The organism is Pseudomonas sp. ITEM 17296 (assembly GCF_028895205.1).
Classification (GTDB): Bacteria; Pseudomonadota; Gammaproteobacteria; order Pseudomonadales; family Pseudomonadaceae; genus Aquipseudomonas; species Aquipseudomonas kermanshahensis.
On sequence record NZ_WJRS01000009.1, the window covers coordinates 117310 to 137413 of the forward strand.

Genomic DNA, 20104 nt, shown 5'->3' on the forward strand with positions numbered 1-20104 from the left:
CTGGAAGCAGGCCTGGCACAGCGGTTGCTCTAGCCCTTGCAAGCCTTACCGGAGCACAACCGATGACCCCAACCACCACGCCCTTCGAGCAGATGCCGCGCTACGTCCGGGTACGCAGCGCGCCGGACGCCGCCTTTGTCGAGTTCGACTTTGCCATCGCCTACCCGGACCTGTTCGTCGAACTGGTTTTGCCACGCGCTGCTTTCGCGCGCTTCTGCGAAAGCAACCGGGTGCTTCACATGGACGCCGCAATGGCCGCTGCCGTCGATGCCGACATGCAGAAGTGGCGTTACGGCGAGCGCCACGACGACAACGACTGACGCGCCGTTTGCCGGCGCATTGCTTCCCCACAACAACAAGTACAGGACGCCTTGCATGAGTATCGAGATCAAGACGGCCACGGTCGAGCCGATCCGCCAGACCTTCAGCCACACCCGCCGGCGGTTCGGCGATAAACCTGCCAGTCGCTACCAGGAAGCCAGCTTCGACATCGAAGCCGCCAGCAACTTCCACTACCGCCCGCTGTGGCAGCCCGACAAGCTGCTCAACGACCCCAGCCGCACCGCCGTGTGCATGGCCGACTGGTACACCGTCAGCGACCCGCGCCAGTACTACTACGGCACCTACGTGCAGGCCCGGGCACGGATGCAGGAAAACGCAGAGCACAGCTTCGCCTTCTGCGAAAAGCGCGAACTGCTGGGTAGCCTGCCCGTCGCAACCCGTGCCCTGATCGCCCGCGTACTGCTGCCGCTGCGCCATGCCGAACTGGGCGCCAACATGAACAACAGCGGCATTGCCGCGGACGCCTTCGGTACCAGCGTCACCCAGATGCACATGTTCCAGGCCATGGACCGCCTGGCCATTGCCCAGTACCTGTCGCGCATCGGCCTGCTGCTCGAAGAGGACGGCCTGGCATTGCTGGCCGAAGCCAAGCAGCGCTGGCTGGACGAACCGGCTTGGCAAGGGCTGCGCCGCTATGTCGAAGACAGCCTGGTGGTGCAGGACTGGTTCGAGCTGACCCTGGCGCAAAACCTGGTCAGTGATGGGCTGTTGTACCCGCTGCTGTTCGAGCACTTCGATGCCCAACTGGTGGCCGACGGGGCAGGGCAGGTCGGCATGCTCACCGAGTTCATGCGCTTGTGGTTCGCCGAGAGCCAGCGGTGGGTCGACGCTCTGGTCAAGACCGTGGTCGGGGAGAGCGCACACAACCGCCAACGGGTCGACGGCTGGGTGGCCCAGTGGCGCGTGCGCGCACGGGAGGCGCTGCTGCCGCTGGCCGAGGTCGGCCCTGGGCGCGAAGCCCTCGATGCCATCGACAGCGCCTTTGGCGCACGCCTGAAAAAACTCGGCCTCAGTGGAGACGCCGCATGACTTCCCTCGTCTACATCGCGTTCCAGGACAACGACAGCGCCCGCTACATCGTCGAGGCCATCACCCAGGACAACCCGCACGCAGTCGTCCAGCACCAGCCCGCGATGATCCGCGTGCAGGCCGAAGGGCGCCTGGAGATTCACCGCGCCACGGTGGAGGAAAAGACCGGGCGTGAATGGGACGTGCAGGAAATGCTGATCGACGTCATCACCCTCGGCGGCAACGTCGAGGAAGACGAAGACTGCTTCGCCCTGCACTGGAACTGACCCGCCCAACGACCAGCATTCGGAGAGCCACCATGGCCGCCAAGCGCCTCAACCAGAAAGACAAATACCGTTGCCTGACCCGTGACCTGGGCTGGGAACCGAGCTACCAGAGCAAAGACGCGATCTACCCCTACGAACGCTTCGAGGGCATCAAGATCACCGACTGGGACAAGTGGGAAGACCCCTTCCGCCTGACCATGGACGCCTACTGGAAATACCAGGCCGAAAAAGAGAAAAAGCTGTACGCGATCTTCGACGCCTTCGCCCAGAACAATGGCCACCAGAACATCTCCGATGCCCGTTACGTCAACGCGTTGAAGCTGTTTTTGAGTGGTGTCACGCCCCTGGAATACCAGGCCTACCAAGGCTTCGCCCGCGTCGGCCGGCATTTTGGCGGTGCCGGTGCGCGGGTGGCCTGCCAGATGCAGGCGATAGACGAACTGCGCCACGTGCAGACCCAAGTGCATGCGATGAGCCACTACAACAAGCACTTCAACGGCCTGCATGACTTTGCCCACATGCACGACCGGGTGTGGTTCCTCTCGGTGCCCAAGTCGTTTTTCGAGGACGCCCGCACGGCTGGCCCGTTCGAGTTCCTCACGGCCATCTCGTTCTCCTTCGAGTACGTGCTGACCAACCTACTGTTCGTGCCGTTCATGTCCGGCGCCGCGTTCAACGGCGACATGGCCACCGTCACCTTCGGCTTCTCGGCGCAGTCGGACGAAGCCCGGCACATGACCCTGGGCCTTGAGGTGATCAAGTTTTTGCTCGAGCAGCACGAGGACAACGTGCCGATCGTCCAGCGCTGGATCGACAAATGGTTCTGGCGTGGCTACCGGCTGCTGACCCTGGTCGGGATGATGATGGACTACATGCTGCCGAACAAAGTGATGTCGTGGGCCGAGGCCTGGGAGGTGTACTTCGAACAGGCTGGCGGCGCGTTGTTCAAGGACCTGGAACGCTATGGCATCCGCCCGCCGAAATACGTCGAGCAGACCACCATCGGTAAAGAACACATCAGCCACCAGGCCTGGTCGATCTTCTACCAGTACAGCCAGGCCACCAACTTCCATACCTGGATCCCCACCGACGAGGAGCTGGACTGGCTCTCGGCCAAGTACCCGGACACGTTCGACCGCTACTACCGGCCGCGTTACGAGCATTGGCGTGACTTGCAGGCGCGCGGCGAGCGCTTCTACAACCCGACCCTGCCGATGCTCTGCCAGATCTGCCAGATCCCGCTGGCCTTCACCGAGCCGGACGCGCCCACGCAACTGAGCCACCGCAGCCTGGTGCATGAAGGCGAGCGTTACCACTTCTGCTCCGATGGTTGCTGCGACATCTTCGCCTACGAGCCCGACAAATACGTGCAGGCCTGGCTGCCGGTGCACCAGATCCTGCAGGGCAATTGTGGTGGTGAGGATGTCGAGGCGGTGGTGCGCGACTACTACAACATCGCCCCCGGCCAGGACAACTTCGAGTACCAGGGCTCGCCCGAGCAGCAGCGCTGGGAGGCCTTGCAACGTGCCGGGCGCAAGGCCGGCTGAGCCGCCAAAACACCGTAACTGCCTGGGCGCCTTGCTGCGCCCGGGCCCAAACAAGAACAAGAGGAACCTTGCCATGCCCGTGACCGCCATCGGCGCCTACACCGCCCAACCCTTGGACCTTCAGGCCAACTTCCACGGCGCCCAGCTGGTGTACCTGTGCTGGGAAAACCACCTGCTGTTCTGCGCGCCGTTCACCCTGCCCGTGGACCCGGCGCAGCCGTTCGCGGCCTTCATCGAGCACGTGGTCAAGCCGGCCATTGCCCTGCACCCCGATGCTGCGCAGGTGGATTTCACCGCCGTACGCTGGCGCCTGGACGAACAGTCATTCACGCCTGACCTGTCCCGTGGGCTGGCTGCCAACGGTGTCGTCCACAAGAGCCTGCTGCACCTGCATACCCCCGGCCTTGAAGGCCTGGGCGGCAGCCATAACTGAGGAGCGCTGCCATGAGCTATCAAGTCACCATCGAACCCACCGGTGAACAGATCGAGGTGGAGGAAGGCCAAACCATTCTCGAGGCTGCCTTGCGCCAGGGCGTGTGGCTGCCGTTTGCCTGCGGCCACGGCACCTGCGCGACCTGCAAGTGCCAGGTGCTGGAAGGTGAGGTCGACCTGGGGGCGGCGTCCTCCTTTGCCCTGATGGACATGGAACGCGACGAGGGCAAGGTGCTGGCCTGCTGTGCCATTCCACAAAGCGACCTGGTGATCGAGGCCGACATCGACGTCGACCCTGACTTTGCCGGCTTGCCGGTGCAGGACTACCGCGCCGTGGTCACCCAACTGGTTGAGCTGTCGCCGACCATTCGCGGCGTGCACCTCAAGCTCGACCGGCCGATGGCGTTTCAGGCCGGGCAATACGTCAACCTGCAGTTGCCTGGCATCGAAGGCACGCGCGCGTTCTCCCTGGCCAACCCGCCTGACCGGCCCGATGAGGTGGAGCTGCACGTGCGACTGGTGGAAGGCGGCGTGGCGACCGGGCACATTCACCGGCAACTCAAGGTGGGTGATGCGTTGGGCCTGTCCGGCCCTTACGGGCAGTTTTTCGTGCGCAGCGCTCAACCGGGCGACCTGATCTTCATCGCCGGTGGCTCAGGGTTGTCGAGCCCGCAGTCGATGATCCTCGACTTGCTGGCGCGGGGCGACACGCGGCACATCACCTTGTTCCAGGGCGCACGTACCCGCGCCGAGCTGTACAACCGCGAGCTGTTCGAAGCGCTGGCGGCCCGCCATGCCAACTTCAGCTATGTGCCAGCCCTTAGCCAGGCGGCCGAGGATGAGCAGTGGCAGGGGGTACACGGCTATGTGCACGACGCTGCCAAGCAGCATTTCGACGGCCGCTTCAACGGCCACAAGGCCTACCTGTGCGGCCCGCCACCGATGATCGACGCCGCCATCAGTTGCCTGATGCAGGGCCGCCTGTTCGAGCGCGACATCTTCATGGAGCGCTTCTACAGCGCTGCTGATGCCGCAGGTGAAGGCCAGCGTTCGGCGCTGTTCAAGCGCATCTGACCGGCTTATTGCACGACCGATAACAACAACAAAGGTTGACCCGATGAACCCGAAGCTTGCCAACCTGCTACGCCTTGCCGCCTGCGCCACGCTGTTCGGCGCAGCCAACCCTTCACAGGCTACCGAAGGGGGCGGCACGTCGTACCCGCTCGGTGCCGAGAACTACATGTCCGGCGCCATGCCGCCGCCGGGTGTCTATGGCCAGTTGTTCGTCAACCACTATGAGGCCGACAACCTGCGTGGTAACGACGGCAGCAAGCTGCCGGTAGACTTTCGCGTGCGCGCCAATGCGATCGTGCCACGCCTGATCTGGGTGAGTGATTACACGGTATTGGGCGGCAGCCTTGCGCTGCACGCGATAGTGCCGCTGGTGGACCTGAAGGTTTCGGTCAATGGCCAGTCGCAGCACAACCGTGGCCTGGGGGATGTGATTTTTGGCCCGGCGCTGGGTTTTCACCACAGCGACAAGTTCCACAGCATCCTGGCCTTCGACATGATTGCGCCCACGGGCCGTTACGACAAAAACGATCTGGCCAACCCTGGGCGCAACTACTGGGTGTTCGAGCCGGTGTACGCGATGAGCTACGTCGACCCTGCAGGGCTCAACCTGGATGCCAAGGTGATGTACGACTTCAACCGCAGCAACCCGGATACCGATTACCGGTCTGGGCAGGAGTTTCATGTCGACTATGCGGTGGGGTGGGGGCTGGGCAACGGGTGGGTGTTGGGGGTAGGTGGTTATTACTACCGCCAGACGACTGACGACCGCCAGGACGGCGAACGTATTGAAGATAACAAAGGGCGCAGCTTTGCCATCGGGCCGTCGATCAAATACAGCGGCGAGGGAGGGTGGTTTGTGACGGCGAAATGGTCGAAGGAGACCGAAGTGCGTAACCGCGCCCAAGGGGACGCGTATTGGGTGAAGCTGACGTTGCCGTTTTGACTTTCAGGGAAACTGCCCAGCCTCTTGGGGGCAGTTCACATTGTGGGAGCGGGCTTGTCCCGCGAATGAAGCTACGCGGTGCATGGCACCGGCTTCGCCGGTGTTCGCGGGGCAAGCCCACAGAGTCGCCGCTAAATCAATGAGCAAGACAGTTGCTCCAACAGAGTCGCTGCTAGCTCAATGCGTTAAGTTTTGCTCTATGGGAGCAGGCAATCGATTCAGGCAACATCCACCAGCACGATCTCGCTGTCCTCGATGGCCGTCACCCGCAACACGTCCTCTTGCTCGATCGCCACCCCATCGCGTGCTTTCGCCTGCAGGCCATTGACTTCTACCAATCCCTTGGCCGGCACCAGGTAGCCACGGCGCCCGGCATCGAAGCGGTACTCGGCGCTTTCCCCTGCACGCAGGGTCGCGGCCACCAGCCGGGCATCGGTGCGAATCTGCAAACTGTCTTCGTCACCTTCACGCCCGCTGGCCAGGGTCACGAAGCCTTCGCCACGCTCACCGGTGGGGAAAGGGCGGGTACCCCAGGTCGGCGCATCGCCCACTCGCTCAGGCACTACCCAAATCTGGAAGATCCGCGTGTCGACGTCCTCCAGGTTGTACTCGCTGTGCACGATGCCGGAGCCTGCACTCATCACCTGCACGTCACCCGCTTCGGTACGGCCTTTGTTGCCCAGACTGTCCTGGTGGGTGATCGCGCCTTCACGGACGTAGGTGATGATCTCCATGTCACGGTGCGGATGCGGCGGGAAACCGCTGCCGGCGGCGATCAGGTCATCGTTCCAGACCCGCAGGTTGCCCCAGTGCATGCGAGCAGGGTCGTAGTACTCGGCAAACGAGAAATGGTGGTGGGCATCGAGCCAGCCGTGGTTGGCGTGGCCGAGGCTTTCGAACGGTCGCAGTTGCAGCATGGTCGTGCTCCTTGAATCAGTGGAATGACGCCATGATGCGACAAAGAAAGATCGAAAATAAGCGTAAATATCGGCTAATAATGATCGAATTGATAGATCATTAAGGCTGCGGCTTTTTATCCGTTTCATCGCCTAATCCACTGATCTGCAAGCATTCGCTGGTGATTTTTGGTGGATGCGGCGAACATGGCACGCTGATTTTGTATTCCATCGGAGTGACCGTGGCCCACGAGCATCCCCAGGCGCCTGCCGACCTGACCCCACCTGCCCAGTTACCGTGGTTTCGCCGCCTGGCCGCCCGCCTTTTGGGGCGGGGCCTGACCCGCTTGCAAGCCCAGCATCGCGACTCCTGGTTCCTCGGCCACGCCACAGGCCAGCGCAGTGGCCATGCCGACGGGGTGCGCGAAGGCTTCGAGCGCGGGCGTGTGGAAGGGTACGAGGCGGGGCGCCAGGTGCTGGTCATCCGCGATACCCGCCCTGACACCGCCGCCGTACCCGGCCAGGACGACAACCTCTTCGACGATTGGCGCCTGCCGTTGACCGCCGAATTGAAGAAGCGCTTCAAGGCCGATGTGGCCCAGCGCCTGCCCGCCGAGGCGCAACCCAGCGCGGCCCAGTGGAAGCTGATTTTCAGCGACACGCCGTCCACCTGTGTGGTGGCGGGGGCAGGGGCGGGCAAGTCCACCTCGCTGGTGTTGCGCATTCTGTTGCTGCGCCATTACCTGGGCTACGAGCTGGACGCGATGACCGTGGTCACCTTCACCCGCGAATCGCGCAAAGACTTCATCAAACGCCTGCTGCAGGTGTTCGCCCTGTGGCAGATCGACCTGCAGCCCGCGCTGGCCCGCGAGCTGGTGCGCACCTTCCATTCGCGCATCTTGCCGCTGGTGCGCAGCCTGCCAGGCTTTGGCCAGGTGCGCGCGTTCGAGACATTGGGCAACGAGATGCCGGCGGGCCGCGAGGCCGAAGCCGAGAGTAACCCGTTCGACCTGCGCCTGAACGATGCGCAGCGCCAACAACTGAACCTCTGCTACAGCACCTTGCTGGGCGATAACCCCCGCTTTGTTGAACTCATTGGCCTGCTGCGCAGCGAAGCGTTGCAGCTCAAGCCGGTGGACCCTAACCACCCGGACGTGCAAAAGCGTGCGCAGGTGACCCAGTTGGCCGCCCAGCGCGACGAAGAGCTGTGCGATGTCATCGAAGACCTGTGGTTCGCCGCAGGCGCCTGGCCGATCAAAGGCATCGAGCCGTGCCGCGACACGGTCGAAATCCGTGGCAGCCGTTTCCATGTGCATGGCCGCCTTGAGGGGCAGGGGCCTTGGGTGGTGTTGGGTTTCGACCCCGCGGAAAGCGCCCAGTACCAGCGCCCCGGCGCCAAGCTGGCGGTGCGTGCCGAATGGGCGGTCAAGCGCACCCTGCTGCAGGCCTTCTGCGACAAACCGCTGATCTGGCTGGACAACTACGCGGCCGCGCGACGCCTGGCGGCCTCCCTGGCCGGTGATGCGGTGGCTGGCCCCGGCTTCGAGTACAAGGTCAAGGGCGAACTGGCCCCGGCACCGCTGCTCGACGCCTTTGTCGGTGCCGCCAACTTCATCGAGAACCTGGGGCTTGACGTGAACGGCGCCGTGGCGGCGATGAGCTTCCCGGCAGGCGACAGCGACGGCCTGTTCTTCGAAGCCCTGGCGCTGTACTGGAAGGCCCTGGAGGCGCACCTGCTGGACCAGTCGCCGCCGGTGATGAGCTACAACCGCATGTTTGCCCTGTTTGGCGAGAACAACCCGGAAAACCTGCAACTGCTGCCCGACCCCTTGCTCAGGCCCCTGGCGCATTTGATGATCGATGAGTTCCAGGACGTTTCGCCGCAAATCGTCAGTTGGCTGCGTGCCTGCCTTGCCGAGATCCGCCGGCGTGGGCCGTCGATGCACACCGGCCGTAATGCCCAGCATTCGTCGCTGTTGTGCGTGGGTGACGACTGGCAATCGATCTATGGCTGGCGCGGCAGTTCGCCGAAGTACTTCATGGAGTTCACCAAGGCCTTTGTGTCACCGGCCAACACGCGGGTGATGATGGTCGAGAACTACCGGTGCCAACAGCAGGTCATCGATGCGGCGGAATTCCTGGTCAAGGGCACGCCCGCGATTACTGGCAAGAAGGCCCGCGCCAGTGGCCCGGCAGCCGAGTTGCCGGGCTCGCCGGTCAAGGTATTCGACCGCGACGAGGCCGCGCTGGGCGAGACCCTGATCGAGCATTATCAACGCGGCGAGTCGGTGATGATGCTGTACCGCAAGGGCAGCGACAAAGCCCTGATGAACGACCACCTGCAGGCCGTGCTGCACGCTGAGGCAGCGCTGCCGGCCGAGCAACGCCGGCTGCGGCAGTTGACCTACCACAGCGCCAAAGGTTTGCAGGCCGATGCGGTGTTCATGCTTGGTGACTGCCAGTACCTGACCAGCTCGCCGTACAAGAACCAGGTCTATCGCCTGGCCGGCCTGGGTAAGGCCGGTGATGCCCAGGCATTCGATACCGCGCAGAAGGAAGAAGTACAGCGCTTGGCCTACGTTGCGGTCACGCGTGCGGTCAGGCACTGCTACTGGCACGTGGAAGCGGCCAACAGTGAAGCGCCGGCGGCGCCGCGTGCCTCGAGCCAGGTAGATGGCCGGCAGGCCTTCTTCGAAGACCTGCGCGGGCAGTGAGGGCGGTTTAACCGCCCAGGGTTTGCGCCTGGCGGGTGAGGCTGGCTAGCAACCCCGCTTGCACCGCTTGCTGTTCGACGGTCAATGCATCCATGGCGTTGTTGAACTGCCCCTCGTTGAGTGGCACCCGGTGAAGGTTGCCTTGCTCGTCCACGGGCGACGCTGGCAGGACATCGATCAACGCACGTATTACCGATCTGTCCAGGCGGGTAACGGCTTCGTGTGTTTCATTCACGCAGTAGAAGAGATAGTCGTGGCCCTGTCGCCAGAAGTCGGTGAGCAGCGTGAACTGCGCGGCATACTCGCGTTCCAGGTAGCTTACCCACCCCGGCTGCTCGAGAAGCCATTGCAGCCGGGCATCGGGGTCGGCGTCGAGGGCGAGCACGGCGGCCTCGACCCTGTCGATGATGACCTGGTTAACGTTGGCAGTAGCGCGGTAGCGCATGCCGTGGCTGGGCTCTGGGAAGCTCAGCGGCTCAGCCAGGGATTGGCGCAAGGCCAGGCGAAGCTCGATATCGTCCACTGCGCCGCCGATCAGTTCGACATCGGGATAAGCAGCGGGGTCATCGAGTTCATCGTGAGGTGGTAGGGCTTCGTCGAGCACGCCGTTCTGCAGGGCTCGCTTGCGCATCAACCTTTGGACACTGATGCGGTCGGCCATTTGATTGACCTGATCGCGCCGGTACAGCTTGCGATACAGCGCCAGCAACTCGCCAGGGCGAGTACCGGCGCCGCCCGCCGCCTCGTAAGCCAGCACTTCGATCTCCAGGGCACTGAAGGCGTCGGCCCCGGCATCCCCGCAGGTGGGCGGGAAGTCTTGGGCCACCGTGTTCAGGCGTTGGCGCAGCGCACTGTCCCCAGCCGCTTTTTCCAGCAAGGCCCAAACACGGTTGCGCAGGCTCTGCGCATCGCGCTGTGCTTCAGCGGATTGGCTCAGGCGTTCCAAGACCCCTTGCAGGGCGTTGTTCTCCCCCGGCTCGAACAGGTCGCGCCACAGCTTCTCCTCGGCATCGCTCGCCGGGTTGCGCCAGAGCGCTTGCCACTCGGCCATCGCCCCTGCGCGCTCAAAGACGTTGACGCCACTGTCGCCCAGGCGTGTACGTGTTTCGGCCTCCAGGTCGTTGTAGTTGAACAGCCAGTGGCGCTCGGGCAAGCGCGCCGAGACATCACGGGCAAACGGTGTACGTAGTACCCCAGGCAGGTCGGGCACGTTGCGGATGCGATTGTAAGACAGGTTAAGGTGGCGCAGCCGGTACTGTGGCTGGCTCATCAGTATGGTCAGGCCTTCGGGCCATTGCTGCAAGTCGCAGCGGTGCAGGTTGAGGTGGCTGAGGCGGGCCATGAAGCGCAGGTCGGGGGCCACTTGAAGCGGGTTGGAATCCAGGTGCAAGACGATTGGGTGGACCATGTCCTGGAAGCGTGCGGCAAGCCTTTCATCCAAAGTGATGTGATTGTCCCCCAGGCCCAGCGCACCCAAGCGCAGGCGGGTCAGAAACTGCAAACTGGCGTCATCCAGTTCCAGAAAATTACTGCGCAAATTGAGTATGCGCAGGCCCGGCATCGCGCCAATGGCTTGCCGACCCGCAGGGGTGAGGGCCCTTAGAGCATTGCCGGTCAGGTTCAGATCGCGCAGCCTGGGGGCAGCCCTCAGCGCCTCGAACAGTGCCTCGACATTCATGTTCGGATTGCGGTTCACGTCCAATGCGTGCAAGTGAGGGAAGTTGGCCAGGAAAGCGCCTTCCAGGCGCTCCAGTTGCAAGCCGTCGAGCCGTAATTCATGGATATGCGGCATGGTGGCAGTGATGGTTGGCAACTCGCGCAAGTGAATACGCTCCAGCCATAACAGGTTGCGTTGTTCGCCGCCTTCGCGGCGGCAGGCGCTCATCAGGCGCTCAGCACACTGCTGGCGGCTTCGACGGTCTTCCAGGTCCTGCGCGGTATCGATCCAGCGACCCAGATCACGGTCTAGGGTACGCTGCTCGGCTTCCAGGCGGTTGATCGCTGTGCCCAGGTCACTTACTTCTTCCAGTTCGGTTTGCAACGCGCTGATTTGCGCATTGTCGAGCTCTGGGTAGAGCGCTCGCAAACGGCGCGCTGCCGCCCCCGTCTGACCACGGCCACTGAGCGGGTAACCGAGCCTGCCACTTGCCAGGCGTAGAGGCGAGCGGAACCCCGGCTTGATCGGTTGCTGGCCCAACAGGACGGCACAGTGCTGCCGATCGGCAAGCGCGATCTCGAGCAGTTCGGCGGCTGTGGCCTCTGGGTGTTCGGCCTGCAAGGCCTGCTGCAATCGTTCAGTGTCAGTATTGGCCAGGCTGTGCCGAAACAGGCCGATGACGGCCCGGTCCAGCCTGGCGCGGGCTTGCAATAGGCGCGCCTCTTCGCCGATGCGCAGGGGCAATCGGCCTGCGGCCAGGCGCTGACGTTCAGTGCTGTTGGCATGGTCGAGAATTTCGTCGAGGGCGCTGTCCGGCAGCCCTGGGAACTGGCGGGCAAGGGCCTGCGCTGCGGGGCGCTGCGGTTCACGATGGCCTTGCTGCAAACTGTCAAATATCGCCTTGCGGCGGTTGGTCAGATGCTCAGCGAGCGTGTCGTTCAGTACCGAGGCACGTTGTGCGTGTGGGGTATCACCTAGCATCAATTGCACCGTGGGCTCATCCATCTGCGCCAACACGGTCTGGCTCAGTGCGCCACTGTCGAGGTCGGCGCGGGTGATCTCGATCTCTGTCTGCCCTGGTACGGCGGGCGGACCATAGCGCACTGCCTTGCCCCACGGCTCTGGGCCTTCGAAGACTTTGAGTACGTGATCCTGCGGCCACTTCGGCAGGTTGAGCAGTTCGGGCAGGGCATAGTTTTTGTGGGCCGCGAGCGGCAGGCCGTGCCGTACGTGCTCAATGAGGGTGCCCACTTCGTTGTCCAGTTGCAGGCGCAGCAGCGTGTCGGCCAGCAATGCCGGGGGGCGTAAGCCAGCAGCATGGGCACGGCGCAGGCTGGCCGTGTCGGTGCCGGTGCTGCGCAGGGCTGTGAGCAATTGCGCATCGTCCAGCCCCTGGCTGCGATGGCCGAGACGGCGTAGCAGCTGTATGTCGTCCCACTCGTGAGCATGTTCATGGGCCAGCTGCCAGCGGCCGTCACCGATTGGCCGCACGTGCGGCGCATAAGCCTGAGGGGAGTCGGGGTGACGCACGCGCCAGTGCTGTTCAGGGTCCTGGAACACTTCGTACAGGTTGCCTTCCAGCGCCATGTAAGTCTTGCCCTGGTGTTGATGAAGCCCGAGCGCATCGGGCTTTGCACCTTCAGCAAGCGCCACATTGCTGGCATACGGCGCCATGTCCGGGTGCCACAGCAGTTCACGGTCTTCCTGCCACACCGCCTTCAACGCATCGACGAAACCGGATGCCTGGATAACCTTGGCGCCAGCGGCGAACCCGGCGATCACTGCGGCATTGATGGCCAACGATTGCACCTGCTGCAGCGCCTGCGCGGTGTCGCCTTCCTCCCAGGCTTCGAATCCGGTGAACACCGAACTCATCAGGTCATAGGCAAATACCCCGAGCATAGCGGTGTTCAGGCCCGGCACGAAGAACGCGGCGACATTGAGTACGTTCATGCCCATTTCAAACCAGTGTTGCAGGCGCGCGTTGCGCGCTTTGGCGTCAACCTCGGCGGTGGGCACAGCGATGGTTTTGGCGTCGGCCTTCATGCGTGCCAGGTGTGCTCTGTACAACGTCGGCCAGGGCGCATTGCCCAAAGGCGAAGGGGTAACGTGCAAAAGCGGATTGCTACGCAGCGTGCGGTTGCCGCTCGCATCCACCTCGAACAGCGCGTGCTCCAGTTTGGCCGATAGTTCCACTTGGCGATCTTTGTAGGCGAACTGCAGCAATGCACGACGGAATTCGCTGCGCTGCAGTCGGTGCCGCAGGTGCTGCCCGACCGCCTGAACCGAGACGAACTCGCGCACCGGGTGCTCACTGTCGTCCGGGATGTAGAGGATACAAGGGTTGCTCTGGTGCGGCGCATCAGGCCCGATAAGCAGGATTTCGTGCAGAGGGATATCGAACAGGCTGAAACGCCAGCACTGCAGATTGTGTTCACCATAGGCCGGGGCGCTGACATTGCTGCACAGTTGCATCAGTGCGGTTCGCCCGCGTTCGCTCAGCAAGCCCTTGAGCCAGGCAACTTGCGCCTGCACCCGCAAGGACTCGCGGCTCGCCTGAATCGACAGGCGCTCGACCTCCAGCCGGTTCGCGCCTTCATGGGTAGCCTGCAGGTGGCCCTGATACTGTTGGCCCAGGTCCAGCGCCCGGCACTGCTCAACGAAACTGGCCATGTTCAGGCCCAGCAAGGGTGAATCATCGCCTGCGGCGCGGGTCAGCCGGCTATAGGCACCGACTTCCGTGAGGCCTTCGAAGTTGTGCAGGGCGGCTTCCAGCAAGCTGCGCGGTTGCGGCGCGCCGACGGGGCGGGTTGCGAGCACGTCTACCGGCTGGTCCGGCACCAACGGGTATTGGGGGTCGGGTACGCCGACCCATGGGTTGATGATGGGCTCGAAGGGCTGGAACACGTACTGGGCCTGGTCCACGGCCATGTTCAGGCCTAGGCGATCAGTCAGCAGCGGTCGGCAGAATTCGATGATGCCTTTGAAGCCGGGCAGTGCCTGACGGAGCTGGGCGAGGCAAGTGTCGCGTGCCTCGACAAGCAGTCGAAGTTGCAGGCGTTGCTCGGGTTCGGCGCTGGCGTACCAGCTGTAAGGCGTGCCATCGGCCGCCAGGTAATCCTTGCGTACCCGCTGCACGACGCGTTCGGCATGGCCGGGGTGCAGGGCTTTGCTCCATAGCGGCAGCGTGCGCGTGATCTGCGCGTGATGTAAGGGTGGGGTGCTTGTCATGGTACCGACCTCTTGAGCAGGGAGGCGGTAGTCGACACTCATCCGGGTGCCGAGTGGCGGTAGATAATTGCCGGCAGCAGTCGGTCTCGCGCATGTACGGGTCGGTGAGGGGCCAACAGTGCAGGTGCATCTGCGAGAGGGTGGGGTAGGCCATGGCGGCCGGTTTGCAGCCAAGGGGAGCTTCTATGCGTTCGCTGTGCGGTCCCAAGGATCATTTGCTTGACCTCGACGGTATTGAAATAGCGGTACGCACCTGGGGGCCGGAAGACGGTATCCCGGTGCTGGCCTTGCATGGGTGGCTGGATAACGCCGCCTCGTTCGATCGGCTCGGGCCGTTGCTCGACGGCTGTTTCGTGGTGGCGCCAGACTTGGTCGGCCATGGCCGCTCCAGCCATCGGCGCCACGACAGCGGCTATTACCTCTGGGAGCATGCCGAGGATATGCTGGCGGTGGTCGACAGCCTGGGTCTGGCGCACTTCCATGTGCTGGCCCACGGCATGGGCAGCGGCATCGCCTCGTTGCTCGCCGCCCTGTCCAGCGGCATTTCCAGCATGACCTTCCTCGATGGCATGGGCGCGCCGTTCACGGTCGCGGAGGATGACCGCGTGCAGCATCTGGCGCGCTCCTACCGGCTCAAGCGGATGGTCCAGCGCAGCCAGCTACAGGGGTTCGGCGAACCCGACGCGAGCCGCTTCGACACGATTGAAGCGGCCTTGCAGCAGCGCCGCCAGCGCCTGGACGGCGAGCTGTCGGAGGACGCTGCGCGGTTGCTGGCCCGTCGTGACCTGCTGCAGGTTGGCGACGGCTATTGTTGGCGCCACGATCCACGCTTGGTGCTGCCCGAACCCATGCCGTTGACCGAGCGAGAGGCCTGTGACCTGCTCAGCCAGATCCAATGCCCGCTGTACCTGATGTTCGGCCGACAAGGGGCCTTTAGCGGCAACGCGTACGCCCAGCGTGAAACGGCCTTGCCTGGCCATGCGCGGGTTTCGTGGCACCCTGGCGGGCATCACTTCCACCTTGAGGCACCGGACCGGGCTTTGGTCGATCAGTTGCTGCGGCTGCTGGCACGTCATGAAGGTGGCCAGTTACAGCGCTTGGTCAATGAGTAGCGAGCACGCCGAATAGTGGGCTATGGTGGCGTCTGACCCTCGCGCACACGCCACAAGGAGTCCCCGGCATGCGACCGTTTGCCATCAAGCACATCGACCACCTCGTCCTGCGGGTCAGCGACCTGCCGCGCAGCCTCGCCTTCTATGTGGACGTGCTGGGCTGCACGGTCAGCAAGGTGCGTAAAGACCTGGGCATGGTCCACCTGGCGACGGGCACTGCCATGATCGACCTGGTCGCGTTGGACGGTGTGCTGGGGCAGCCGGGTGGCGCCGCGCCGGGCGCAGAGGGGCGTAACCTGCATCATTTGTGCCTGCGTATCGAGCCCTTCGATGAGCCGGCTTTGACCGCTTACCTGCGCGCTGCGGGTGTAACGGTGGAGCCTGCCGAGAAACGCTACGGCGCTGAGGGCGAAGGGCCGTCGTTGTACTGCTTCGACCCCGATGGCAACCAGGTCGAGCTCAAAGGGCCGGTGCCGGAGGCGTCATGACGGGTTTGCAGACGCACGAGCACTGGATCGCCACGGCCCAAGGCATGCTGTTCGCCCACGAGTGGTCGCCGTCGCAGGCGCAGGGTGCCCCCATCATTCTGTTGCACGATTCGCTGGGGTGTGTGGCCTTGTGGCGAGACTTCCCTGCGCAACTGGCGCGCAGCACCGGGCACCCGGTAATCGCCTATGACCGCCTCGGTTTCGGTCGCTCCGACGCGCATCCCACCCGGTTGCGCCTGGGCTTTGTCGAGGCCGAAGCGCGCCAGGGCTTTGCGGCGGTGCGCGAACACTTGCATATCAATGCCTTCATTGTCTTCGGCCACAGCGTGGGCGGGGGCATGGCGGTGGGGTGTGCGGCAGCGTTCGCGGACCATTGCCAGGGGCTGATCACGGAGTCTGCCCAGGCCTTTGTCGAAGCACGGACGCTGGAGGGTATTCGTGCGGCGGATCTGCAGTTTGCAGAGCCCGGGCAGTTGCAGCGGCTGCGCCGTTATCATGGCGACAAGGCCGAATGGGTATTGCGTGCGTGGGTGGATAACTGGCTGAGTGAAGACTTCGCCGAGTGGAGCCTGGATGCGCTGTTGCCGCAGGTACATTGCCCCTTGCTGAGCCTGCACGGTGATAACGATGAGTTCGGCTCCCAGGCTCACCCCGAGCGCCTTGTCGCGCTTACTTCAGGCCCCGGCGTGTTGCGGCTGATACCGGGCTGTGGGCATGTGCCGCACCGGGAACAGGCCGATGGGGTGTTGGCGGAGGTTGGGCGTTTTCTGCGGTAAATTGTTCGAGTTTCGGGGGCAGTCCACCCTGTGGCCGCTCGCCATCAAGGCGAGTGGATATCCCGGCAAAGCCGATTATGCTTCAGATACCTTGCTGCGATTCGAGGCGGCCTGCCTCGTCGTGCTTCGCGCAACCAATGCAAGCCCTAGGGCCTGGGTGCGACGGTGAAATGGGTGTGAGGTACTCCGGCCTGCGATAACGACAAGACGGAGGCAACCCATGGCGGTTCTCGACAGCGCATCCACGGGCAGTAGCGCGCCCCAACGCGGTATCACCCGGGAGGAGCGCAAGGTCATCTTCGCATCATCCCTGGGCACGGTGTTCGAATGGTACGACTTTTACCTGTACGGCTCACTGGCCGCGATCATCGCCAAGCACTTCTTTGCCGGCGTCAATGAAACCACCTCGTTCATCTTCGCCCTCTTAGCGTTTGCCGCAGGCTTTGCCGTGCGGCCGTTCGGGGCCATTGTGTTTGGCCGCCTCGGTGACTTGATCGGGCGCAAGCACACCTTCCTGATCACCATCGTCATCATGGGCCTGTCCACCGCGCTGGTCGGGTTGTTGCCCAGCTATGCGTCGATTGGCGTGGCGGCGCCGGTCATCCTGATCAGCCTGCGCCTGTTGCAGGGCCTGGCACTGGGCGGTGAATACGGCGGCGCGGCGACCTACGTGGCCGAACATGCACCCAAGGGCCGGCGTGGCTTCTTTACTGCCTGGATCCAGACCACCGCGACGCTGGGGCTGTTCCTGTCGCTGCTGGTGATCATGGCCTGCCGCACGGCCATGGGCACCGAGGCGTTCGAGGCATGGGGCTGGCGCATTCCGTTCTTGCTGTCGATCCTGCTGTTGGCCATTTCGGTGTACATCCGCATGCAGCTCAACGAGTCGCCGGTGTTCTTGAAGATGAAGGCCGAGGGCAAGGCGTCCAAGGCGCCGTTGACCGAGTCGTTCGCCCGTTGGGAAAACCTCAAGGTGGTGATCATGTCGCTGCTTGGCGGCACCGCCGGCCAGGCGGTGGTGTGGTACACCGGGCAGTTCTATGCGCTGTTCTTCCTGTTGCAGACGCTCAAAATCGACCCGCAGACTGCCAACTTGCTCATCGCAGGTTCGCTACTGATCGGCACGCCGTTCTTCATCATCTTTGGCAGCCTGTCGGACCGCATCGGCCGCAAGAAGATCATCATGGCCGGTTGCATCATCGCTGCGCTGACCTACTTCCCGATCTTCAAGGCGCTGACCGAGTACGGCAACCCGGACGTGTTCGTCGCCCAGGAGCAGAACCCGGTCGTGGTGGTAGCTGACCCTGGCCAGTGCGCGTTCCAGTTCGACCCGGTGGGCAAGGCCAAATTCACCAGCTCCTGCGACATCGCCAAGAGCCTGCTGGCCAAGCGGGCGATCCCGTATTCGAACGAGAAGGCCGAGCCTGGTAGCGTGGCGCAGATCCGGATTGGCGAGCGGGTGATCCCAAGCTTTGATGGCCGCAGCCTGGCCGCCGCCGACCTCAAGACGCAGAGCGATGCCTTTACCGCCACCCTCGTCGGGGCGCTGAAGGAGGCGGGTTACCCCGAGAAGGCCGACCCGGCGAAGATTCACTACCCGATGGTGCTGTTGCTGCTGACCATCCTGGTGATCTACGTGACCATGGTCTACGGGCCGATTGCGGCCTGGCTGGTCGAGCTGTTCCCGGCGCGCATCCGCTATACCTCGATGTCGTTGCCGTACCACATCGGCAACGGCTGGTTCGGCGGCTTCCTGCCGACCGTGGCGTTTGCCATGGTGGCGGCGACCGGGGATATCTACTACGGCTTGTGGTACCCGATCGTGATTGCGCTGATGACGGCGGTGCTGGGGATCTTCTTCATGCCAGAGACCAAGGACCGCGATATCAGCCACACCTGAGTCAGGCCATGAAACCCGTGTAGGAGCAGCCTTGTGCTGCGAAGAGGCCGGTGATAACAACGAAGATCTTCGCTGCTATCCCCGGCCTCTTCGCAGCACAAGGCTGCTCCTACCGAAGCGTGAATGGCCCGCCTCAGTCAAAATACCCTCGCAGGGTAAAGATGTACCCGGTATCCACCCCGGTGGCTTCCCCGAAGTGCTGGGGATCTTGCCGCGATATCAGCCACACCTGAGTCAGGCTATGGCACCCGTGTAGGAGCAGCCTTGTGCTGCGAAGAGGCCGGTGACAGCAGCGAAGATCTCCGTTGCTATCCCTCTTCGCAGCACAAGGCTGCTCCTACCGAAGCGTGCATGGCCCGCCTCAGTCAAAATACCCTCGCAGGGTAAAGGCGTACCCGGTATCCACCCCGGTGGCTTCCCCGCGGCTCCAGCGCTTCTTCAAAACGAACTCGAACGCCGGCTCGTACAACCCATCCCGCACCACCGCACCGCCGAGCACCTCCACGTCATACCAGCCGTTGTCCAGCTCGATGATCGGCCGCCCAGGCGCCTGGTAGCGTGCCAGCAGATCGCCGAGGGCCTTGTTGGTGAAGTGCTGCAGGATGCGCCAGGTGTACAGCATCAACGCGCGGTGCTCAACGCGCAGTACGTAGCCGGCACGCTGATGCTTCAGGCGGCTACCCGGCTCACGCAGGGCAGGGGTGTGACCATCGAGGGTGAAGATGATCCGATAGGGCAGGTTATCGATGCCGGCAATGGGCAGCACCACACCTTCGCGCACCGCCTTGTCACCGCTGTCGTCATGGGTGAATGCGTGGGCCAAGTCGTCCGCCAAGTCGTTGTCTTGCTTAAACCGCTCAAGCAACTGAATGTCGCCGACCAGGAAGTAATCGATCAGGTCGTTGAGGACCTCACTGAATTCGTGGCGCATTTGTTTTCCTTGTTGGCTGCGCAAGTAAGCAAAGGCAACTATAGCGGACGGCTGGCCACGGGTGCCCGCCAGGCGGGGGTGGCCGTTAGTGTTTCTGGGCGATCTGGATCAAGTTGCCACAGGTGTCGTCGAACACAGCCACGGTGACCGGGCCTGCGGCCGTTGGCGGTTGGGTGAACTGCACACCGGCCGCGCACAGACGGGTGTATTCAGCCTGGATGTCGCGCACGCCGAACGAGGTTACAGGGATGCCGTCCTGCTTGAGCGCAGCCTTGTACACCTTGGCGGCAGGGTGGGCATCAGGCTCCAGCAGCAGCTCGACGCCGTTTGGCTCGTGGGGTGAGGTCAGGGTAAGCCAGCGGTGCCGGCCCAGGGGGATGTCATGTTTGGGCATGAAGCCGAGCACGTAGTGATAGAAAGCCAAGGCCTTGGCCTGGTCGTCGACAAGAATACTGGTGACAACGATCTTCATAGGCGCACACCGTTTTTTGGGACTTGTCCACTTTCAGTAAAGACCTTTTGGGCAGCGCCGGGGTTCATTTCAGTGTGCAGGGGCATTTCCCGGTGGGTATGGGCGCGAGCAGGTTGTAGCTTGAATAGGCAATTCACATAAACCGGAGAAATGACCATGCAAGATGAACCGAAGAACGAATCGCCATCCCTTGATCACCTTGAGCACGTGGAGGAAGTGGTAACTCAGAAAACCGTATCGTGGCGTACCCGAGGTGCAGCCCCTGTAGTCGGCATGCCTTGTGCGCCAGGCTAC

Annotated in this window: 16 protein-coding genes; 12 read left to right on the forward strand and 4 right to left on the reverse strand. The window is 63.2% G+C overall.

Features of this window, described 5'->3' with window-relative positions; genetic code table 11:
* Nucleotides 1–62: 62 nt before the first annotated feature.
* The 7 genes from GIB19_RS12950 to GIB19_RS12980 all read left to right on the forward strand — a co-directional run bounded on the left by GIB19_RS12950 (nt 63) and on the right by GIB19_RS12980 (nt 5633).
* Nucleotides 63–320: a phenol hydroxylase subunit gene (locus GIB19_RS12950; protein WP_265969703.1), complete on the forward strand. Its 258-nt coding sequence runs from the start codon at nt 63–65 to the stop codon at nt 318–320.
* Between the two features lie 55 nt (nt 321–375).
* Nucleotides 376–1371, forward strand: a complete 996-nt coding sequence (locus GIB19_RS12955) for an aromatic/alkene monooxygenase hydroxylase subunit beta (RefSeq protein ID WP_274886323.1) — start codon at nt 376–378, stop codon at nt 1369–1371.
* On the forward strand, nt 1368–1637 hold the full coding sequence (locus GIB19_RS12960; protein ID WP_099428932.1) for an MmoB/DmpM family protein: 270 nt from the start codon (nt 1368–1370) through the stop codon (nt 1635–1637). The genes GIB19_RS12955 and GIB19_RS12960 overlap by 4 nt, the downstream gene beginning before the upstream one ends.
* 32 nt (nt 1638–1669) lie before the next feature.
* Nucleotides 1670–3184 (forward strand): aromatic/alkene/methane monooxygenase hydroxylase/oxygenase subunit alpha, encoded by a 1515-nt coding sequence (locus GIB19_RS12965; RefSeq protein ID WP_099428933.1) that lies wholly within the window; start codon nt 1670–1672, stop codon nt 3182–3184.
* Nucleotides 3185–3257: 73 nt separating this feature from the next.
* Nucleotides 3258–3617 carry a phenol hydroxylase subunit P4 gene (locus GIB19_RS12970; protein ID WP_274886324.1) on the forward strand — a complete coding sequence of 120 codons (360 nt, stop codon included), beginning with the start codon at nt 3258–3260 and terminating at the stop codon, nt 3615–3617.
* Between the two features lie 11 nt (nt 3618–3628).
* Entirely contained in the window at nt 3629–4690 is a 1062-nt protein-coding gene (locus GIB19_RS12975) for an NADH:ubiquinone reductase (Na(+)-transporting) subunit F (RefSeq protein WP_099428935.1), read from the forward strand.
* A gap of 43 nt (nt 4691–4733) precedes the next feature.
* On the forward strand, nt 4734–5633 hold the full coding sequence (locus GIB19_RS12980) for a SphA family protein (RefSeq protein WP_274886326.1): 900 nt from the start codon (nt 4734–4736) through the stop codon (nt 5631–5633).
* Nucleotides 5634–5851: 218 nt separating this feature from the next.
* Here the strand turns inward: GIB19_RS12980 and GIB19_RS12985 are convergent, their stop codons facing one another.
* Nucleotides 5852–6550, reverse strand: coding sequence for a pirin family protein (locus GIB19_RS12985; protein ID WP_027596211.1), 699 nt, complete (start codon nt 6548–6550; stop codon nt 5852–5854).
* A 221-nt stretch (nt 6551–6771) separates the two neighbouring features.
* Between GIB19_RS12985 and GIB19_RS12990 the strand changes: the two genes are divergently transcribed.
* Complete coding sequence (locus GIB19_RS12990) at nt 6772–9243, forward strand: UvrD-helicase domain-containing protein (protein WP_099430885.1); 2472 nt, start codon at nt 6772–6774, stop codon at nt 9241–9243.
* A 7-nt stretch (nt 9244–9250) separates the two neighbouring features.
* Here GIB19_RS12990 and GIB19_RS12995 read toward each other — a convergent pair whose 3' ends face one another.
* Nucleotides 9251–14131 carry an NEL-type E3 ubiquitin ligase domain-containing protein gene (locus GIB19_RS12995; protein WP_274886332.1) on the reverse strand — a complete coding sequence of 1627 codons (4881 nt, stop codon included), beginning with the start codon at nt 14129–14131 and terminating at the stop codon, nt 9251–9253.
* A 185-nt stretch (nt 14132–14316) separates the two neighbouring features.
* On the opposite strand from GIB19_RS12995, the gene GIB19_RS13000 reads away from it, so the two are divergent.
* The 4 genes from GIB19_RS13000 (at nt 14317) to GIB19_RS13015 (ending at nt 18407) form a co-directional block, all read left to right on the forward strand.
* A complete protein-coding gene (locus GIB19_RS13000; RefSeq protein ID WP_027596214.1) occupies nt 14317–15243 on the forward strand; it encodes an alpha/beta fold hydrolase in 927 nt (308 codons plus the stop codon).
* 68 nt (nt 15244–15311) lie between these two features.
* The gene (locus GIB19_RS13005; RefSeq protein ID WP_274886333.1) at nt 15312–15731 is read left to right on the forward strand and encodes a VOC family protein; all 420 of its coding nucleotides are present in this window, start codon (nt 15312–15314) and stop codon (nt 15729–15731) included.
* Complete coding sequence (locus GIB19_RS13010) at nt 15728–16507, forward strand: alpha/beta fold hydrolase (RefSeq protein ID WP_274886335.1); 780 nt, start codon at nt 15728–15730, stop codon at nt 16505–16507. The genes GIB19_RS13005 and GIB19_RS13010 overlap by 4 nt, the downstream gene beginning before the upstream one ends.
* Nucleotides 16508–16727: 220 nt before the next feature.
* Nucleotides 16728–18407 (forward strand): MFS transporter, encoded by a 1680-nt coding sequence (locus GIB19_RS13015; RefSeq protein WP_027596216.1) that lies wholly within the window; start codon nt 16728–16730, stop codon nt 18405–18407.
* Nucleotides 18408–18768: 361 nt separating this feature from the next.
* Here GIB19_RS13015 and GIB19_RS13020 read toward each other — a convergent pair whose 3' ends face one another.
* Both GIB19_RS13020 and GIB19_RS13025 read right to left on the reverse strand, forming a co-directional pair.
* Nucleotides 18769–19338, reverse strand: coding sequence for a hypothetical protein (locus GIB19_RS13020; RefSeq protein ID WP_252824817.1), 570 nt, complete (start codon nt 19336–19338; stop codon nt 18769–18771).
* Nucleotides 19339–19423: 85 nt separating this feature from the next.
* Nucleotides 19424–19810 carry a VOC family protein gene (locus GIB19_RS13025; protein ID WP_027596218.1) on the reverse strand — a complete coding sequence of 129 codons (387 nt, stop codon included), beginning with the start codon at nt 19808–19810 and terminating at the stop codon, nt 19424–19426.
* Nucleotides 19811–20104: the final 294 nt, after the last annotated feature.

Excerpts from the sequence above, each read along its gene's own strand:
- GIB19_RS12960 (WP_099428932.1), top strand. The coding sequence starts at position 1,368 with ATGACTTCCCTCGTCTACATCGCGTTCCAGGACAACGACAGCGCCCGC.
- GIB19_RS12995 (WP_274886332.1), bottom strand. The coding sequence starts at position 14,131 with ATGACAAGCACCCCACCCTTACATCACGCGCAGATCACGCGCACGCTG.
- GIB19_RS13015 (WP_027596216.1), top strand. The coding sequence starts at position 16,728 with ATGGCGGTTCTCGACAGCGCATCCACGGGCAGTAGCGCGCCCCAACGC.
- GIB19_RS12965 (WP_099428933.1), top strand. The coding sequence starts at position 1,670 with ATGGCCGCCAAGCGCCTCAACCAGAAAGACAAATACCGTTGCCTGACC.
- GIB19_RS13020 (WP_252824817.1), bottom strand. The coding sequence starts at position 19,338 with ATGCGCCACGAATTCAGTGAGGTCCTCAACGACCTGATCGATTACTTC.
- GIB19_RS12970 (WP_274886324.1), top strand. The coding sequence starts at position 3,258 with ATGCCCGTGACCGCCATCGGCGCCTACACCGCCCAACCCTTGGACCTT.
- GIB19_RS13010 (WP_274886335.1), top strand. The coding sequence starts at position 15,728 with ATGACGGGTTTGCAGACGCACGAGCACTGGATCGCCACGGCCCAAGGC.
- GIB19_RS12980 (WP_274886326.1), top strand. The coding sequence starts at position 4,734 with ATGAACCCGAAGCTTGCCAACCTGCTACGCCTTGCCGCCTGCGCCACG.
- GIB19_RS13000 (WP_027596214.1), top strand. The coding sequence starts at position 14,317 with ATGCGTTCGCTGTGCGGTCCCAAGGATCATTTGCTTGACCTCGACGGT.
- GIB19_RS12955 (WP_274886323.1), top strand. The coding sequence starts at position 376 with ATGAGTATCGAGATCAAGACGGCCACGGTCGAGCCGATCCGCCAGACC.
- GIB19_RS12950 (WP_265969703.1), top strand. The coding sequence starts at position 63 with ATGACCCCAACCACCACGCCCTTCGAGCAGATGCCGCGCTACGTCCGG.
- GIB19_RS13025 (WP_027596218.1), bottom strand. The coding sequence starts at position 19,810 with ATGAAGATCGTTGTCACCAGTATTCTTGTCGACGACCAGGCCAAGGCC.
- GIB19_RS12975 (WP_099428935.1), top strand. The coding sequence starts at position 3,629 with ATGAGCTATCAAGTCACCATCGAACCCACCGGTGAACAGATCGAGGTG.
- GIB19_RS13005 (WP_274886333.1), top strand. The coding sequence starts at position 15,312 with ATGCGACCGTTTGCCATCAAGCACATCGACCACCTCGTCCTGCGGGTC.
- GIB19_RS12985 (WP_027596211.1), bottom strand. The coding sequence starts at position 6,550 with ATGCTGCAACTGCGACCGTTCGAAAGCCTCGGCCACGCCAACCACGGC.